Source organism: Serratia sp. UGAL515B_01, assembly GCF_033095805.1.
In the GTDB taxonomy this organism is placed as follows: domain Bacteria; phylum Pseudomonadota; class Gammaproteobacteria; order Enterobacterales; family Enterobacteriaceae; genus Chania.
Genome location: NZ_CP109901.1, coordinates 73,926 through 91,842, shown reverse-complemented (window position 1 = coordinate 91,842; position 17,917 = coordinate 73,926). Strand labels below are relative to the sequence as shown.

Annotated in this window: 16 protein-coding genes and 3 tRNA genes; 10 read left to right on the top strand and 9 right to left on the bottom strand. The window is 49.8% G+C overall.

Going from position 1 to position 17,917, the window contains the following annotated elements; all coding sequences use genetic code 11:
- Positions 1 to 6: 6 nt before the first annotated feature.
- Positions 7 to 1,521: a bifunctional ADP-dependent NAD(P)H-hydrate dehydratase/NAD(P)H-hydrate epimerase gene (gene nnr / locus OK023_RS00700; protein WP_317694275.1), complete on the bottom strand. Its 1,515-nt coding sequence runs from the start codon at positions 1,519 to 1,521 to the stop codon at positions 7 to 9.
- Between nnr and queG the strand changes: the two genes are divergently transcribed.
- Positions 1,520 to 2,659, top strand: coding sequence for a tRNA epoxyqueuosine(34) reductase QueG (gene queG / locus OK023_RS00695; protein WP_317694274.1), 1,140 nt, complete (start codon positions 1,520 to 1,522; stop codon positions 2,657 to 2,659). The two genes, nnr and queG, sit on opposite strands and share 2 nt — an antisense overlap.
- Before the next feature lie 310 nt (positions 2,660 to 2,969).
- On the opposite strand, the gene OK023_RS00690 is transcribed toward queG, so the two are convergent.
- From OK023_RS00690 to orn, 4 genes are all read right to left on the bottom strand, one after another.
- Positions 2,970 to 3,045 (bottom strand) — tRNA-Gly (locus OK023_RS00690).
- A gap of 56 nt (positions 3,046 to 3,101) precedes the next feature.
- Positions 3,102 to 3,177 (bottom strand) — tRNA-Gly (locus tag OK023_RS00685).
- A gap of 63 nt (positions 3,178 to 3,240) precedes the next feature.
- A tRNA-Gly gene (locus OK023_RS00680) sits at positions 3,241 to 3,316 on the bottom strand.
- Positions 3,317 to 3,533: 217 nt separating this feature from the next.
- Positions 3,534 to 4,079, bottom strand: coding sequence for an oligoribonuclease (gene orn / locus OK023_RS00675; protein ID WP_317694273.1), 546 nt, complete (start codon positions 4,077 to 4,079; stop codon positions 3,534 to 3,536).
- 229 nt (positions 4,080 to 4,308) lie between these two features.
- On the opposite strand from orn, the gene rsgA reads away from it, so the two are divergent.
- The 3 genes from rsgA to mscM all read left to right on the top strand — a co-directional run bounded on the left by rsgA (position 4,309) and on the right by mscM (position 9,746).
- Positions 4,309 to 5,358 (top strand): small ribosomal subunit biogenesis GTPase RsgA, encoded by a 1,050-nt coding sequence (gene rsgA, locus OK023_RS00670; protein WP_317694272.1) that lies wholly within the window; start codon positions 4,309 to 4,311, stop codon positions 5,356 to 5,358.
- Between the two features lie 125 nt (positions 5,359 to 5,483).
- A complete protein-coding gene (asd, locus tag OK023_RS00665) occupies positions 5,484 to 6,380 on the top strand; it encodes an archaetidylserine decarboxylase (RefSeq protein ID WP_317694271.1) in 897 nt (298 codons plus the stop codon).
- Between the two features lie 12 nt (positions 6,381 to 6,392).
- A complete protein-coding gene (mscM, locus tag OK023_RS00660; RefSeq protein ID WP_317694270.1) occupies positions 6,393 to 9,746 on the top strand; it encodes a miniconductance mechanosensitive channel MscM in 3,354 nt (1,117 codons plus the stop codon).
- Between the two features lie 51 nt (positions 9,747 to 9,797).
- Here the strand turns inward: mscM and epmA are convergent, their stop codons facing one another.
- Positions 9,798 to 10,775, bottom strand: coding sequence for an elongation factor P--(R)-beta-lysine ligase (gene epmA, locus OK023_RS00655; RefSeq protein ID WP_317694269.1), 978 nt, complete (start codon positions 10,773 to 10,775; stop codon positions 9,798 to 9,800).
- A 403-nt stretch (positions 10,776 to 11,178) separates the two neighbouring features.
- Here epmA and frdA point away from each other — a divergent pair, with 403 nt between their 5' ends.
- From frdA to blc, 5 genes are all read left to right on the top strand, one after another.
- Positions 11,179 to 12,975 (top strand): fumarate reductase (quinol) flavoprotein subunit, encoded by a 1,797-nt coding sequence (frdA, locus tag OK023_RS00650; RefSeq protein WP_317694268.1) that lies wholly within the window; start codon positions 11,179 to 11,181, stop codon positions 12,973 to 12,975.
- Entirely contained in the window at positions 12,968 to 13,702 is a 735-nt protein-coding gene (locus tag OK023_RS00645; protein ID WP_317694267.1) for a succinate dehydrogenase/fumarate reductase iron-sulfur subunit, read from the top strand. Before frdA ends, OK023_RS00645 begins: the two co-directional genes overlap by 8 nt.
- Before the next feature lie 16 nt (positions 13,703 to 13,718).
- Positions 13,719 to 14,111, top strand: a complete 393-nt coding sequence (frdC, locus tag OK023_RS00640; RefSeq protein WP_317694266.1) for a fumarate reductase subunit FrdC — start codon at positions 13,719 to 13,721, stop codon at positions 14,109 to 14,111.
- 12 nt (positions 14,112 to 14,123) lie between these two features.
- A complete protein-coding gene (frdD, locus tag OK023_RS00635) occupies positions 14,124 to 14,483 on the top strand; it encodes a fumarate reductase subunit FrdD (RefSeq protein WP_317694265.1) in 360 nt (119 codons plus the stop codon).
- 85 nt (positions 14,484 to 14,568) lie between these two features.
- Positions 14,569 to 15,102, top strand: coding sequence for an outer membrane lipoprotein Blc (blc, locus tag OK023_RS00630; protein ID WP_317694264.1), 534 nt, complete (start codon positions 14,569 to 14,571; stop codon positions 15,100 to 15,102).
- Here blc and sugE read toward each other — a convergent pair.
- On the bottom strand, positions 15,096 to 15,413 hold the full coding sequence (gene sugE, locus OK023_RS00625) for a quaternary ammonium compound efflux SMR transporter SugE (protein ID WP_317694263.1): 318 nt from the start codon (positions 15,411 to 15,413) through the stop codon (positions 15,096 to 15,098). The genes blc and sugE overlap by 7 nt on opposite strands.
- 166 nt (positions 15,414 to 15,579) lie before the next feature.
- Positions 15,580 to 16,146 (bottom strand): elongation factor P, encoded by a 567-nt coding sequence (gene efp, locus OK023_RS00620; RefSeq protein WP_317694262.1) that lies wholly within the window; start codon positions 16,144 to 16,146, stop codon positions 15,580 to 15,582.
- Positions 16,147 to 16,187: 41 nt separating this feature from the next.
- On the opposite strand from efp, the gene epmB reads away from it, so the two are divergent.
- Positions 16,188 to 17,225 carry an EF-P beta-lysylation protein EpmB gene (gene epmB / locus OK023_RS00615; RefSeq protein WP_317694261.1) on the top strand — a complete coding sequence of 346 codons (1,038 nt, stop codon included), beginning with the start codon at positions 16,188 to 16,190 and terminating at the stop codon, positions 17,223 to 17,225.
- Between the two features lie 115 nt (positions 17,226 to 17,340).
- On the opposite strand, the gene OK023_RS00610 is transcribed toward epmB, so the two are convergent.
- A complete protein-coding gene (locus OK023_RS00610) occupies positions 17,341 to 17,685 on the bottom strand; it encodes a DUF4156 domain-containing protein (RefSeq protein ID WP_317694260.1) in 345 nt (114 codons plus the stop codon).
- Between the last annotated feature and the right edge of the window lie 232 nt (positions 17,686 to 17,917).

The window sequence follows — 17,917 nt, the reverse complement described above, 5'->3', positions numbered from 1 at the left end:
TAATATCTATTTTGCCAACTCTGGATTAACGTAATGGGGGATCACCTGCAGCAAATCGCTTGCCAGTAACCCTCTTGTTCCCTGCTTTTCTGCCACATAGTCTGCTGCAGCGCCGTGAACAACACAGCCTGCACAGGCAGCATCATACAACGAGCACTTTTGCGCCAACAAACCACCGATAATACCCGACAACACATCCCCCATACCACCGGAAGCCATACCAGCGTTGCCAACATCGGCGATAGCCAACTCGCCATGCTGACCCGCAATCAGGCTTCCCGCGCCCTTCAGCACCACAACCCCCCCGTATTGCTCTACCAACCTACGCGCTGCAAGTAAGCGATCACTTTCAATATCAGCTGTGCGGCAGTTCAATAATCGTGCGGCTTCTCCGGGATGTGGAGTGAGTACTCGATTCTGACGCTTCTCAGGATGTAATGCCAGTAAGTTAAGTGCATCAGCATCCCATAATGCCGGTTTATCACTGGTTTGCAGCAGTTTCAACGCATTATTTCCCCAATCGCCTTGGCCAAGACCTGGACCGACAACGATGACATCAGCCCACTCAACAGCGTGCTGCAAAGTATTATCATTTAGAGGCTGTACCATCAATTCTGGCCTGGCGGTCAGCAACGGCCCGACATGCTCAATGTGAGTAAGCACTCGCACCAATCCTGCACCACTGCGTAACGCAGCCTCCGCAGCCAACCGTATCGCTCCGCCAAAACCATGATCTCCGCCAACCAGCAATAATCGACCATGCTCCCCTTTATGAGAGCAAGGACGGCGCGGTTTCAGCCACTTGCCTAAATCAGTACCGGTAATACGCTGAATTTGTGGTGGTTGTGTTGCCAACCAGTCTGCTAATCCTAGTGCACTATAATGAAGTTGCCCTACCCAGTCCCGTGCTTGGCCGGTTAACAATCCAGGTTTGAGGGCAATAAAGGTCAGAGTATGGGTAGCGCGCACCACAGCTCCGAGTGCTACCCCGGTTTCAGCCTGTAGGCCAGAAGGGATATCAACGGAAATGACCGGAGCACTGCTCCGATTAACCATTTCAATTAATACCTCATAGGGCGCTCTCGGCGCAGCCTCTAATCCAGTACCGAGTAGGCCATCGATGATCAGGTCTATATCTTCAGGCCAACGGCTGTTGGCAGGCAGAATTTCACCCCCACTTTCCAACCAGATTTGCCGTGCAGTCGCGACTTCTGGAGGCAATGAACGGCTCCTTTCACAAGCGATGACGGTCACTTTGGTTCCTGCCTCAGCAGCTAACCGAGCAACAACATAACCATCGCCACCGTTATTACCGTGCCCACACAGTACCAACCAATGACGACAGCTGGGATAGCGATCGCGCGCTAAAGCATAGGCTGCGGCACCTGCACGCAGCATCAACGCGTACAAAGAGATACCGAGCGAAGCTGCGGCTACGGGTTCAACTTGCCTAAGCCAATCCGCAGGCCAGACAGAGTGTGGTAAACTGGAGCAGTACTCTTTCTCACAATGGCTCGTCATGACACACCCTCTCGACCTTAATCAACTCGCTCAACATATCAAGCAATGGGGGCAATCGCTAGGATTCCAGCAAGTCGGCATCTGCGATACGGACCTTAGCGCAGAAGAGCCGAAATTACAGGCATGGCTGGATAAGCAGTATCACGGCGAAATGGAATGGATGGCACGTCACGGTATGCTTCGCGCACGGCCACATGAACTGTTGCCAGGTACTTTACGAGTCATCAGTGTACGCATGAACTATCTGCCCGCCAAAGCGGCGTTCGCTAGCACGCTGAAAAACCCTGAGCTGGGTTATATAAGCCGCTATGCGCTCGGACGTGATTATCACAAGTTGTTACGCCAACGGCTAAAAAAGCTTGGTGACCAGATTCAAACCTATTGTGGTGAACTCAATTTCCGTCCCTTTGTGGATTCAGCCCCTATTATGGAACGTGCACTGGCTTCGAAAGCAGGAATTGGTTGGGTTGGTAAACACTCACTTTTACTCAATCGCGAAGCGGGTTCCTGGTTTTTTCTAGGGGAGTTGCTTATAGACCTCCCCTTGCCAGTAGATAAACCGCAAGAAGAACAATGTGGCCGATGCGTCGCCTGCATCACGACATGCCCAACTGGCGCAATAGTCGCGCCATACACCGTGGACGCACGTCGCTGCATTTCCTATCTCACCATCGAGCTGGAAGACGTTATCCCGGAGGAGTTTCGTTCTCTGATAGGTAATCGTATCTATGGTTGTGACGATTGCCAGCTCATTTGCCCTTGGAATCGGTTCTCGCAATTAACGGACGAACATGACTTCAGCCCGCGTAACGCGTTGCACGCACCACAATTGATTGAGTTGTTCAGTTGGAGCGAGGAAAAATTCCTTCGCATAACAGAAGGCTCTGCCATTCGTCGTATTGGACATCAGCGGTGGTTGCGTAATATTGCCGTTGCACTCGGTAACGCCCCCTATATGGACCACATTGTCATCGCATTACGAACACAACAAGGCCAGAACACGATGTTGGATGAACACATCTCCTGGGCATTGACACAGCAACTTACGCGACGCGAGGCATTGGGGGTTGAGGTACAAACAGCACAGCAAAAACGCTTGATTCGAGCAGTAGAAAAAGGATTACCCAGAGATGCTTGAAGCCAATAGCAGGCCAATAATTCACATGCTCAATACTCTCTGTGGATTTGTGCATAAAAATAAAAATGTGTTGTCTTTCAACCTCAAAAAAAAGAGCAAGTGATCGGGGTAACGTTTTTTAATAAAAAAATATTGTTTTTTATCAATGAGATAATGAGATTGTTTGTGCGGTTTTATTTCTTTTGGCTGCAGAGGTTATGTACAGAAACTGTGGATAAGTCTGTTTACAACATCATTTCTGAGTATTTGCAATCAAAGTAAAAACCACGCCATGTGTGGCGTTAGAGTGAAGATTCTCTGAAGAGAAAATTGGAGCGGGAAACGAGACTCGAACTCGCGACCCCGACCTTGGCAAGGTCGTGCTCTACCAACTGAGCTATTCCCGCATTGAGATGCGCTAAAGCACCTGGCCAAAAAGTTACAGCATGGCCTTTGAAATTTTTGGAGCGGGAAACGAGACTCGAACTCGCGACCCCGACCTTGGCAAGGTCGTGCTCTACCAACTGAGCTATTCCCGCGTCGTATGGGTATTAATTTACTGCATTTTATTCATTATGCCACAAAATAAGCATTGTTGAATTTGGAGCGGGAAACGAGACTCGAACTCGCGACCCCGACCTTGGCAAGGTCGTGCTCTACCAACTGAGCTATTCCCGCCCGGCGTATCGATGGTTTAAAAAATGAAATTCTTCATCGGTACGGGGTGCGCATTATACGAGAAATCCTTTTTGCCGCAAGCCCCTGAAAGCAAAAAAACACGTTTTTTGTTTGAACGCTGCTTTATGCAGCGAAATGATGAATTAAACGCCAACCTGATGTTCTCTCGCTGCTAAGGGCCACAGCATCTGATATTAGACTGTGCCCTTAATTGTGACTACAGCTGAATAAAGTGCTCACGGTAGTATGCCAACTCAGCCACTGATTCACGGATATCATCCAACGCCTGGTGAGTCCCCTGTTTCTTGAAACCAGGAAGTATTTCCGGTTTCCAGCGGCGCACCAACTCTTTCAGGGTGCTGACATCAAGATAGCGATAATGGAAATAAGTTTCTAACAGTGGCATATAGCGGAACAGAAAACGGCGATCCTGGCCAACACTATTACCGCAGATAGGGGACTTACCTGCGGGTACCCACGCTTGTAGGAAGGCAATCGTCGCCAGTTCAGCCGCTCGTTCATCAAACTGACTGGCTTTAACACGCTTCACCAATCCGCTACCGGTATGCGTACGCACATTCCAGTCGTCCATCAGCGCCAACTGCTCATCAGATTGATGTACTGCAATCACTGGGCCTTCGGCAAGGATATTCAAATTAGCATCGGTTACCAACGTGGCAATCTCGATAATACGATCGCGTTCAGGGTCCAACCCTGTCATTTCCAGATCGATCCAAATCAGGTTATTTTCGTTTTCTGTCATGATATCTCCTGCATAAAAGCCGAAAGAGGAACAAAGCGTAGGCAACAACGCAGCCAACGCGAGTATACATGCGGCTAACAACGGTTATTTAATATAAGATAGCGTGTATCATAGCGTTTTTGCTCGCACCGAGCGACATTACCCAGTGGATTTCAAGTGGTAGTCAGGCAGTAAAAATACTGCTGTTTGAAAGAGCATTGGCTACAACAGCCTATTCAAGTGAGGCTCAGTGACTAAGAACAAACTGTCCAAAGGTCAGCAACGCCGCGTGCAGGCGAACCACCAGCGTCGCCTCAAGCGCACTGACAATAAGCCGGAACTGGATGATTCCCAATTGGGCGAACCACAGGACGGGATCGTCATCAGCCGTTTCGGTATGCATGCAGACGTTGAAGCCACAGACGGCACACTGCATCGCTGCAATATCCGTCGTACTCTGCGCTCGCTGGTTACCGGCGATCGTGTGGTATGGCGCCCTGGCGTCGGCACGCATGAAGGCGTCAAAGGCATCGTTGAAGCAGTACACCCACGAACCTCAGTACTGAACCGTCCTGATTTCTACGACGGTGTTAAACCGATTGCCGCCAACATCGATCAAATCGTCATTGTTTCGGCAATTTTGCCTGAACTTTCACTCAATATGATCGATCGCTATCTTGTCGCTTGTGAAACACTGGAAGTCGAACCTCTGATTGTCCTCAACAAAATCGATTTGCTGGACAATGAAGCACGCAAGTTGGTTGATGGGATGATGGATATCTATCGCCATATTGGTTATCGCGTCCTTGAAGTTTCCAGCCAAACTCGCGAAGGAATGGCAGCATTTGAACAAGCGCTCGCAGACCGTATCAGCATCTTTGCTGGTCAATCTGGCGTAGGGAAATCCAGCCTATTGAACGCCTTGTTACCAGCGACAGAAAAGCAAATTTTGGTAAACGAAGTGTCCGACGTTTCTGGTTTGGGGCAACATACCACCACAGCCGCTCGGCTTTATCATTTCCAGCATGGCGGAGATGTGATCGATTCTCCGGGCGTGCGTGAATTTGGTCTGTGGCACCTGGAACCAGAACAAATCACCCGTGCCTATAAAGAATTTCGCAACTATCTGGGTGGCTGTAAATTTCGTGATTGCAGCCACGCAACCGATCCTGGTTGCGCCATTCGTGCGGCAGTGGAAAGTGGCGCAATAGCGAAAGAACGTTTCGACAATTACCACCGCATTCTGGAGAGTATGGCACAGGTTAAAACCCGCAAAAACTATCCAGAAACGGGCAACTGATTCAATATGGGGACATTGGTAGCGATTACTGTCAACCTTCACCCTTTATACCCGTCATACCCCGAGTTGCCTGTGGCAGCAACACAGCTTAAGAGATAACGGAAACATCCTTTCAAGAGGTTAACATGCTGGATAGCATCAAGATTAAATTACAGTACTGGCTGCCAAAACCGGCACTCACTCATCTCGCAGGTTGGGGAGCTGAAAAAAAGGCAGGCTGGCTGACGCGACTGGTAGTAAAAGCTTTCGTTCGTTATTATCGCGTTGAAATGCAAGAAGCCCAGAACCCGGACCCAGCGTCTTACGCGACGTTCAACGATTTTTTCGTTCGTCCTTTGCGTGACGGCACCCGCCCTATCGTAGAAGATCCTAACATCTTGACCTTACCCGCCGATGGCACCATCAGCCAGCTTGGTTCAATTGATGACTATCAGATTTTTCAGGCAAAAGGGCACCATTACACGCTCGAGGCCTTGTTAGCGGGCAACCATCAATTGGCCGAGCAATTCCGTCACGGTCTGTTTGCTACGACTTATCTGGCACCCCGTGACTATCACCGCGTCCATATGCCCTGTGACGGTATTCTGCGCGAAATGATTTACGTACCCGGCGATCTGTTCTCGGTAAACCCACTAACCGCTGCAAATGTACCCAATCTTTTCGCACGCAATGAACGTGTCATCTGTCTGTTTGATACCAACTTCGGGCCGATGGTGCAGATCCTGGTCGGTGCCACTATTGTAGGCAGTATAGAAACGGTATGGGCGGGAACCGTCACACCACCGCGTGAAGGGATCATCAAACGCTGGACCTACCCTGCGGAAGGCATGGAAGGCGCAATTCAACTGGACAAAGGCCAAGAAATGGGGCGCTTCAAACTTGGGTCCACGGTAATCAACCTGTTCAAGCCTGGCAGCATACAGTTTGCTCCACAGTTGAACAGCGGTAGCGTAACCCGAATGGGCCAAGCCTTTGCAGACTCCATGGCCGCATCAGACGCAGCCCCCACTAAACAAAACTAGGAAGTTGACGCTGTGCGCCTGATTATATCGTTCTTACTCAGCCTGATGCTGATTCAGCCGGTTCTAGCATCGACAGTCCCCAATGAATCTCAACTCCGACAGGAGCTAAAGCAGGCTGAAAGTAACAAAAATGCGCCAAATCAGGCAAAAACCGTTGAGGCGCTGCAAAGCGCCCTTAACTGGCTTTCAGAACTTAAAGAATCGAAGAGTAATTCTGAACAATATCAGAAGGTTATCGAGGACTTTCCCAAAATAACGCAGGCGTTGCGCCGCCAGCTCACTCTTGAAGATACCCAATACCCGCCAAATGGCGATAACCTGTCTGCCAGCGAACTAGAACAACTGATCCTGCAAACCAGCAGCCAATTACTTGAACAAGCTCGTTTACTGCAACAAGAGCAGGAGCGTTCACGCGAGATTAGTGATTCACTCAGCCAGTTGCCACAACAACAAACCGAAGCTCGGCGTTCATTAACAGAAATACAGCGTCGCCTGCAGGGGCAAAATAATAACCAGACGACACCGTTGGCACTGGCACAATTGGCACTACTGCAAAGTGAAGCTGCAGCGCGTAAAGCGAGAGTGGATGAGCTTGAACTGGCTCAACTTTCAGCCAATAACCGCCAGGAATTGGCAAGGATGCGCGCTGAACTCTATAAAAAACGCCATGAAAAGATTGATCTACAGTTACAAGCACTGCGCAATAATCTCAATAGCCAGCGCCAGCGCGAAGCGGAGCGCGCGCTAGAAAAAACCGAACAATTAGCAGAGCAAAATAGTGATTTGCCTCAGAGCATCAATCAGCAGTTACAAATAAACCGTGAACTCTCCGCAGCTCTGAATAATCAGGCTCAACAGATGGATCTGATTTCTTCCCAGCAACGCCAGGCTGCAGCACAGACACTGCAGGTGCGTCAGGCTCTGAGTACCATCATCGAACAAGCCCAATGGCTTGGTACATCCCCCGCTCTAGGAGAAACACTGCGGGCACAGGTCGCCTCCTTGCCTGACATGCCAAAAGTGCAGCAACTCGATAGTGCAATGGCCGATTTACGCGTCCAACGACTGCGTTTCGAAAACCAGTTGGAAAAGTTGCCACAACAAGTCAAAGGGCTGAAACAAGACGACGGTTCACCGCTCACCAACGCACAACAGCGTATTATCGATGCACAAATACGCACACAACGTGAGTTGCTTAACTCACTGCTTTCCGGCTGTGATACCCAAATTCTTGAATTGACCAAACTGAAAGTCGCCAACACCCAGTTGGTGGATGCACTGAACGACATTAGCGATGCAGCACACCGTTACCTGTTCTGGGTACCAGACAGCAGTCCGATTACGTTATCTTACCCACTGTACGTAGTACAAGACCTGAATCGCCTGCTATCACTGGATACCCTGACTCAGCTAAGCGGTGCATTTATGATGATGGTTACCAGCAGGGAAACGCTGGTGCCACTTTTTGGCGCGATGTTACTGGTGATTTTGAGTATCAGCTCACGCAAGCACTATCACGCTTTCCTGACTAGGGCCAGTAGCAAAGTAGGCAAAGTGACGAAGGATGAGTTCTTCCTAACAATGCGAACCGTATTCTGGTCGATTCTGGTGGCCTTACCACTGCCAGTATTGTGGGCTGCATTGGGATTTGGCTTGCAAAATGCCTGGCCGTATCCGGTGGCAGTGGCGATTGGCGATGGTGTCACCGCAACGCTGCCGATACTGTGGGTTTGTATGATCAGTGCCGCGTTCGCTCATCCGCAAGGGTTGTTTATTGCTCATTTTCGTTGGCCTGCGGCGCAGGTTTCCCGTGCTATGCGCTACTACAAGATGTCGATCTGGCTGATTGTGCCCTTGATTATGGCGCTGATCGCCTTTGACAATCTCAACGATCGTGAATTTTCCAATACTCTCGGGCGGTTATGTTTCATTTTGTTGTGCCTGGCTCTGGCATTGGTCACCCATAGCCTGAAACGTGCTGGCATACCCCTGTATCTGGATAAAAAAGGCTCCGGTGAAAACCTCGTTAACACAGCGCTATGGGGGTTGCTGCTTTCCGCGCCGCTGATCGCGGCACTGGCCTCCATTGTCGGCTATATGACAACCGCACAAAAGCTCTTGGCACGGTTGGAGACTTCTGTGGCCATCTGGTTTCTGCTATTGGTGGTTTATCACATTATTCGCCGTTGGATGCTTATCCAACGGCGTCGGATTGCCTTTGAACGAGCAAAGCAGCGCCGTGCAGATATTTTGGCACAGCGCGCGAAAGGTGAAGGTGAGTCCTCGCAAACGCCAAATAGCATAGAAGGCTCGGTTGAAGTGGATGAGACAGAGATCGATCTTGATGCGATCAGCGCGCAATCACTGCAGCTTGTGCGTTCGATCCTGACGATGATCGCAATGGTTTCGGTGATTTTCTTGTGGTCTGAGATCCATTCGGCTTTCGGCTTTCTTGAAAACATCAAGCTCTGGGATGTCACTTCTACAGTCAATGGGATTGATGTCGCCCAGCCGATCACTATGGGTGCTTTACTGATTGCTATTCTGGTATTAATCGTCACCATGCAACTGGTGCGTAACCTGCCTGCATTGCTTGAATTGGCGGTCTTGCAGCATTTGGATCTGACGCCGGGCACGGGTTATGCCATTACCACCATCACTAAATACCTGCTGTTGTTTTTTGGCGCGATACTCAGTTTTTCCTGGATCGGTATTGAGTGGTCAAAACTGCAATGGGTGATCACCGCACTCAGCTTTGGTTTAGGTTTTGGTATGCAGGAGATCTTCTCAAACTTTATTTCTGGTTTGATCATTCTGTTTGAAAAACCGATCCGTATTGGCGATACGGTTACAATTCGTAATCTGACCGGTAACGTCACCAAAATTAACACCCGAGCAACCACTATTTCAGACTGGGATCGCAAAGAAATTATTGTCCCCAATAAGGCATTTATCACCGAGCAGTTTATCAACTGGTCGCTGTCCGACACGCTCACACGTGTCGTGCTGACCGTACCTGCACCTGCAGACGCTAACAGCGAAGAGGTAACCAGGATCCTGATGAACGCAGCCGAACGCTGTGCACTGGTGCTGGATAATCCAGTCCCGGAAGCGTATCTGGTCGATCTACAACAGGGTATACAGATCTTCGAACTGCGGATCTACGCTGCAGAAATGGGCCATCGCATGCCATTACGCCACGAAATTCACCAGTTGATTCTGGCTGGTTACCGTGAGCATGGCATCACATTACCGTATCCACCGTTCCAGGTACGTAGCGAAACGCTTTCACGTATCACCAACAATAACCGTACACCTCCTTCAACGCCTGCGCATAATAATCACCGCGAACCAGGTGGACTGTAAATGCAAAAAGAGTTCGGGACGAGCCGAACTCTTTTCATTGATCAATGAACGTTACGCGCGGTTGACAGGAAACGCAATGACTTCACTCAAGCTCTCGGCTCCCAGTGCCAGCATGACCAGACGATCAACACCCAACGCTACACCAGAACATTCCGGCATGCCATGTTGCAGCGCATCCAGCAGGTTGTTATCAATCGGATGCTCAGGTAAGCCACGGGCAATACGTTTACGATTATCCTGTTCAAAGCGCTGGCGCTGTTCATTGCCATCTGTCAGTTCGCGGAAACCGTTCGCCAATTCGAGACCTTTATAGTAGACCTCAAACCGTTCAGCAACGCGATGATCTTCCGTACTGATTTCTGCCAAAGCAGCTTGCGAAGCAGGGAAGTGATAAACAAATACCGGTTTATCACGACCTATGTAAGGCTCTACGCCCACGGTAAACAGTAACTGCAATAATGTATCGCGATCTTCTTCCGTATCGGCAATATTGCTCAAATCCAGCTTGGCTGCCGCTTCACGCAGTTGCGCTTTGTCTGCTGAAAGCGGATCAACATCCAAATGACGCAAAAATGCCTGCTGATAGGATAGTGTTTCAGCACTGTCGCAATCCAGTACATGCTGTAACAGGTCGTCTACCTCATTCATCAGGCGGTACATATCATAATGTGGGCGATACCATTCCAGCATGGTGAACTCGGGGTTGTGATGCCTTCCGGCTTCCTCATTACGAAAGCTGCGTCCCATCTGGTAAATCGGACCACTCCCGGCCACCAAAAGGCGTTTCATGTGGTATTCCGGGCTGGTTATCATGTATAGCATCAGACCATCGGCCGCGCCCGGGCCAACAAAGCGGGTCTGGAAAGGAAAAAGATGAATGTCGGTTACCGTCGCCTGGCTCATCGCTGGCGTCTCAACCTCTAATACACCACGATCGGCAAAAAAACGCCGGATTTCCGCCAGGATCGCTCCGCGTTTCAACAAATTGGCGATGGGTGCACTCGGTTGCCAGCTTGCCGTTTCGCTCATGGTAATTACTCCGAAATCAAACAGGGGGTGCAGTCTACTCGTAGACTGCCAAGCAGACAAATCCTTATCTATTACCGCGTTGGGTCCAGATTAAAATCATAAAAAACATAGTAGCCATATAAACCACCACCAATAGTGCTAATCAAAGTCAAAGCCGAGGTAACTTCTTATTTTTACAGGAATGCCTTCTATACCTCAGCTAAAAGACAAAACAATCGATCACGTCAATTTTCTACTGTTTAAGTTTAGGTATAGTCTTACCCCTATATTCGGTAGAAGTTATCTATCCTTAAAGTTTTTAGTCTAAAGAACCGCTGAATGACGTTAGCACCCGAAACATTTTTATAAATATTAAGTATAGATATTTATTTTGTCGTTTTAACAAGAATATTGGAGGAATGCAGTGCAAACCTTTAACGCCGACCTCGCCATCATTGGCGCTGGGGGAGCCGGTTTACGGGCAGCAATTGCCGCCGCAGAAGCCAATCCCCAACTGAAAATCGCGCTGATATCTAAAGTGTACCCGATGCGCAGCCATACGGTAGCCGCTGAGGGGGGATCTGCCGCCGTCACCCAAGCCCATGACAGCTACGATTATCACTTCCAAGACACCGTTGCCGGTGGGGACTGGTTGTGTGAGCAGGATGTTGTTGACCATTTTGTCCATAACTGTCCACGTGAAATGACTCAGCTTGAACAGTGGGGTTGTCCATGGAGTCGTAAACCGGACGGTTCAGTCAATGTACGCCGCTTTGGCGGCATGAAGATCGAACGTACATGGTTCGCCGCCGATAAAACCGGCTTCCACATGCTGCATACCTTGTTCCAGACTTCGCTAAAATACCCACAAATCCAACGTTTTGACGAGCACTTCGTACTGGACATTCTGGTGGATGATGGCCAGGCACGTGGCTTGGTTGCAATAAACATGATGGAAGGCACACGTGTGCAGATCCGCGCTAACGCGGTGATTATGGCAACTGGCGGTGCAGGCCGGGTCTATCGGTATAACACCAACGGCGGCATCGTAACCGGTGACGGCATGGGAATGGCCTTCCACCACGGCGTACCACTACGCGATATGGAATTTGTCCAGTATCACCCAACCGGCCTGCCAGGTTCCGGTATCCTGATGACTGAAGGTTGCCGTGGCGAAGGCGGTATCCTGGTTAATAAAGACGGCTACCGTTACCTGCAAGACTACGGTATGGGCCCGGAAACCCCGCTTGGCGAACCCAAAAACAAGTACATGGAACTCGGCCCAAGGGACAAAGTATCCCAAGCATTCTGGCACGAATGGCGAGCTGGCAGGACCATAGCAACACCACGCGGTGACGTGGTCTATCTGGACCTGCGTCATCTGGGTGAGAAAAAACTGCTGGAACGCTTGCCGTTCATCTGCGAGTTGGCAAAAGCTTATGTTGGCGTCGATCCGGTCACAGCCCCAATCCCTGTTCGCCCAACGGCTCACTACACCATGGGGGGGATCGAAACCGATCAGAATTGTGAAACACGCATCAAAGGGCTATTTGCCGTCGGTGAATGTTCTTCCGTTGGCCTGCACGGCGCTAACCGTCTCGGCTCCAACTCCCTGGCAGAACTGGTGGTATTCGGGCGTGTGGCGGGTGAAAATGCGGCTCGTCGTGCACAGGAAAGCGGCCCAGCAAACGGTAGTGCACTCGATGCGCAAGGCCGTGATGTGGAAACCCGCCTCAGCAACCTGATGAAACAGGAGGGAAACGAGAACTGGGCGAAAATCCGCGACGAAATGGGCCTGTCGATGGAAGAGGGTTGTGGCATCTACCGCACCACAGAACTGATGCAAAAAACCATCGATAAACTGGCTGAACTTAAAGAACGCTTCAAACGCGTCAAAATCACCGACCACTCTAACGTGTTTAACACCGATCTGCTGTACACCATAGAGTTGGGTTACGGCCTGGATATTGCCGAATGTATGGCACACTCTGCAATAAATCGTAAAGAATCGCGTGGTGCCCACCAGCGTCTTGACGAAGGATGCACCGAGCGCGACGACGTAAATTTCCTGAAACATACGCTGGCGTTTCATAATCCCAATGGTACGCCTCGCCTGGAGTACAGCGACGTGAAAATTACCAAACTGCCACCAGCCAAACGTGTTTACGGCGCAGAAGCCGAAGCTCAGGAAAAAAAGGATAAGGAGCAGGCGAATGGCTGAGATGAAAACCCTGAAAATCGAAGTCATGCGCTACAACCCGGAACGCGACGCCGAGCCGCATTTCGAAACCTTTAGCGTACCTTACGATGAGCAAACCTCACTACTGGATGCCCTGGGTTATATCAAAGATAACCTGGCTCCAGACCTCTCCTATCGTTGGTCATGCCGCATGGCCATCTGTGGTTCTTGCGGCATGATGGTTAACAGCGTGCCGAAACTGGCCTGTAAAACCTTCCTACGTGAATACACTGAGGGTATGAAGGTCGAAGCGCTGGGTAATTTCCCGATCGAACGCGATCTGGTGGTTGATATGACCCACTTTATCGAGAGCTTGGAAGCGATTAAGCCTTACATCATTGGTAACGATCGCAAACCGGAAGATGGACCTAACGTGCAAACACCAGCACAAATGGCGAAATATCACCAGTTCTCTGGCTGCATCAACTGTGGTTTATGCTATGCAGCCTGCCCGCAGTTTGGTCTCAATCCTGAGTTTATAGGCCCGGCAGCCATCACGCTGGCACACCGTTACAATCTGGACAACCGTGACCACGGCAAAATGCAGCGTATGCCGCAACTCAACGGTCAGAATGGTGTCTGGTCCTGTACGTTTGTTGGCTATTGTTCTGAAGTCTGCCCGAAACACGTCGACCCAGCCGCTGCTATTCAGCAAGGCAAGGTTGAGAGTGCCAAAGACTTCATGATCGCCATGCTGAAGCCGCAATAAGGGAGATGAAACAGCAATGACAACACAACGTAAGCCCTATGTACGTACCATGACACCAACCTGGTGGCAAAAGCTGGGTTTTTATCGTTTCTATATGTTGCGTGAAAGCACTTCAGTACCTGCCGTGTGGTTCAGTATCATACTGATATACGGTGTTTTTTCGCTGAAAGGTGGGCCTGAAAGCTGGGCTGGGTTTGTCGGCTTCCTGCAAAACCCGCTAGTGCTGCTAATTAACATTATCACCCTGTTGGCTGCCCTGCTGCATACCAAGACGTGGTTCGATCTTGCACCTAAAGCTGCCAATATCGTAGTAAAGAGCGAGAAAATGGGGCCAGAGCCGATCGTTAATACGCTGTGGGCAGTGACAATCGTCGTCACCGTGATCATTCTCGCTGTCGCGTTACTGTAATCCGGAGGAAACATGACTAATCTTGTACCCAAACGTTCTGATGAGCCGGTTTTCTGGGGGTTATTCGGCGCTGGCGGTATGTGGGGAGCGATCATCGCACCGGCTATTGTACTGTTGATCGGTATTCTGCTGCCACTGGGCTTTTTCCCAGGCGAAGCGCTAGGCTATGAGCGGATATTGGCGTTTAGCCAAAGCCTTATCGGCCGCCTGTTCCTGCTGTTGATGATTATTCTGCCCCTGTGGTGTGGGTTGCACCGTATTCACCATGCCATGCATGATCTAAAAATCCACGTGCCTGCCGGCAAATGGGTCTTTTACGGTCTGGCAGCCATTCTAAGTGTCGTTACCCTGATTGGGGTTGTCACTCTTTAAAAACTCTGGCGGCCAGCTTTCGTTGGCCGCTTATCCCTTTTGTCGATTACACTGTTTATCTGGTTAAGGTAAACAGGAGTCATCCATGCGTTTTTGCTCAAAGCTTTGTGTAATCTTATCTGCGATTGTTTTCGTTGGATGTAGCGTAACACCGCCGAAAGATGTCAGGGTTGTCGATAACTTCGACAGCCAGCGCTATATGGGAACATGGTATGAAGTAGCCCGTTTGGATCACCGTTTCGAACGTGGTTTGGAACAGGTCACCGCTAATTACAGCCCACGCGCAGACGGCGGTCTGAAAGTGCTCAACCGTGGGTTTGATAGTAAAAAGCAGCAATGGAAGGAAAGTGAAGGTAAAGCCTACTTTATCGGTTCGCCGCAAATTGCTTCGTTGAAAGTCTCTTTCTTTGGCCCATTTTACGGCGGATACAACGTTATCGATCTAGATACTGAATACCGTTATGCATTGGTTGCAGGCCCAAGCAAAGATTATTTATGGATACTGTCGCGCACGCCGACGTTAGACACCGCCACACGCGACAGGCTGATACAGATAGCCAAAGGCTACGGTTTTGATACCGCAGCGCTAATCTGGGTGAATCAAAAACCGGTTCAGTGACTACTGAATTTTAGCCCCAAAATACCGGCGACGATCAAGCACAAGCTGAGAATACGCATGATATTGGTCGATTCGCCAAGTAGCACCATTCCCATTACCGCTGCGCCCACGGCCCCGATCCCAGTCCACACGGCGTAAGCGGTTCCAGCAGGTAATGTTTTCATCGCATGTGCCAACAGTATCATGCTAGCAATCATCGCTACGATGGTGATTAAGCTGGGCGTCAGGCGAGTAAAACCCTGGGTATATTTCAAACCAACGGCCCAGACGATCTCTAGCAGGCCAGCGCAAATCAAAACGATCCATGCCATAAAACAGGCTCCAAAACTTATGGGGTCGTCCCCGAGCAGGAGATACGCAGGTGGGTCGTCCCGCCTGGTTGGATGAGGATTGAAGCTGTGTTAACGGAAAACACCCGCTAGCGTTCAGCGGGAAACTGTAAGACAGAGGAACCATCAGGCTCCTCTGTCTCGACACTTACTTAACGCGAGAAACGTATTCGCCTGAGCGGGTGTCAACTTTGATCACTTCACCAATCTGGACGAACAACGGCACCTTAACGACGGCACCGGTGCTCAAGGTTGCTGGCTTACCGCCAGTACCTGCGGTATCGCCTTTCAGACCCGGGTCAGTATCAACAATTTCTAATTCAACAAAGTTCGGTGGGGTCACCGCGATCGGTTGGCCGTTCCACAAGGTCACGATACACTCTGCCTGATCCAGCATCCATTTGGCGTTATCACCAATCGCTTTTGCATCGGCAGCCAATTGTTCAAAGGTTTCGTTGTTCATGAAATGATAGAACTCACCGTCGTTGTACAGGTAAGTCAGGTTCATATCAATAACGTCTGCGCCTTCGGCAGAATCGGTAGACTTGAAGGTTTTTTCAACGCGGGTGCCAGTCAGCAGACGACGCATTTTCACACGCGCAAAAGCTTGGCCTTTACCTGGCTTCACGAACTCGCTGGATTCAACAGCATAAGGTTCGCCTTCAAACATGATTTTAAGACCCGGACGGAAATCGTTGCTAGAATAAGTCGCCATAATGGCCCTCTGAATAATTAAACTGGTAGCTTAGCCAAAAAATGGCACACATTGTAACCCAAAACACGGTGTTTAGAGAAGATTGGTTGCATCAACTCGCCGATGTTATTACCGACCCAGATGAACTCTTGCAACTATTGTCACTGAATGCACACCCGGAACTTCCCCAGGGGCGCGATGCGCGTCGCCTGTTTGCCCTACGTGTACCGCGTGCTTTTGCAGCACGTATGCAACCTGGCGACGCCAACGATCCGCTACTGCGTCAAGTGCTGACCGCCAAAGAAGAATTCATCAATGCACCTGGATTCACGACTGACCCATTGGATGAACAACGCAGTGTCGTACCTGGTTTGTTGCACAAATACCGTAATCGTGCGCTGCTGCTGGTAAAAGGTGGTTGTGCCGTCAATTGCCGTTATTGTTTCCGTCGCCATTTTCCTTATCAGGATAACCAAGGGAATAAAACAAACTGGCTTCAGGCATTAGAGTACATCAGCGAACACACAGAGCTGGACGAAATTATTTTTTCCGGTGGCGATCCGCTGATGGCTAAGGATCACGAACTGGATTGGTTGATCGGTGAACTTGAAACGATCCCTCACATTAAGCGTCTGCGCATTCATACCCGCTTACCCGTTGTCATTCCTGCGCGGATCACCACAACACTTTGTCAACGTCTCTCTGCTTCACGCCTGCAGGTGTTGATGGTTACGCATATCAATCATTCCAATGAAATTGATCAAGAGTTCCGCACCAACATGGCAAAGTTACGTCATGCTGGCGTTACTTTGTTAAACCAAAGCGTACTGTTGCGGGGCATCAATGATAACGCTGATACGCTGGCAACGCTGAGTAATACGCTGTTCGATTGTGGCATTTTGCCCTATTACATTCACGTATTAGACAAAGTACAGGGCGCAACGCATTTCATGGTCAGTGACGATGAAGCCCGCACGATTATGAAAAACCTACTCAGTAAAGTCTCAGGTTATCTGATACCACGTCTGGCACGTGAGATTGGCGGAGAACCAAGCAAAACCCCCCTGGATCTGCATTTGAAACAAACCGATGCTCTCTAAGCATTTCACCTCAATTGCACAACAGATCCGCTGGCAATTGAAGAAAAACACCTGATAACAAAAGAGGAGTGCCTAAGCACTCCTCTTTTGTTTTATTCGGGTTGTGACATGAAGGTTATGGGCACTTATAAACCTGACCAACCATTTTACTGTCAATCGGCGCAAAACTTGAAAGCAGATTCTGGCTGGGACTGCTTGCACCATAAATTACATTCCCCCCCATCGCTGCTGCTTTATTTCGCAGGTCGTTTGCTGCACCACGCAGGGAGCTACCTTCACCACCGTTTCCGGAAAACCAGTTACTTTGAGAACCGGTAACTTCCCCCACCAATTGGCATTCCGCCGCTGGCTTGGCGTCGGTGAATTTCACCTGTTGACCTGCAGTAGTCAGCTCATTGGTACTGCTACAACCTGCCAGCAAAAATGCTACCGTTAGACCCAGTAAGGCTTTAATCCGCATCTTGTTCCCCATATGATATTGAGAATTGAGCAAAAGCTTATCAGAAAGCGTTGCTATCTCTTAAGCATCCGTTGCCGCTGGCTACGAGCGCCTTGCCAACGCCTTGAACAACAGCTAATGAGTTATCAGTTTACACGGTAAATAGGTAGGGTCAGCAAAAATTTGATCACAGCTTTGGTGAGGAAAAAGATAAACAGGTTGAAACAAAAAATCCGTAACCTAAAAGAGGTTA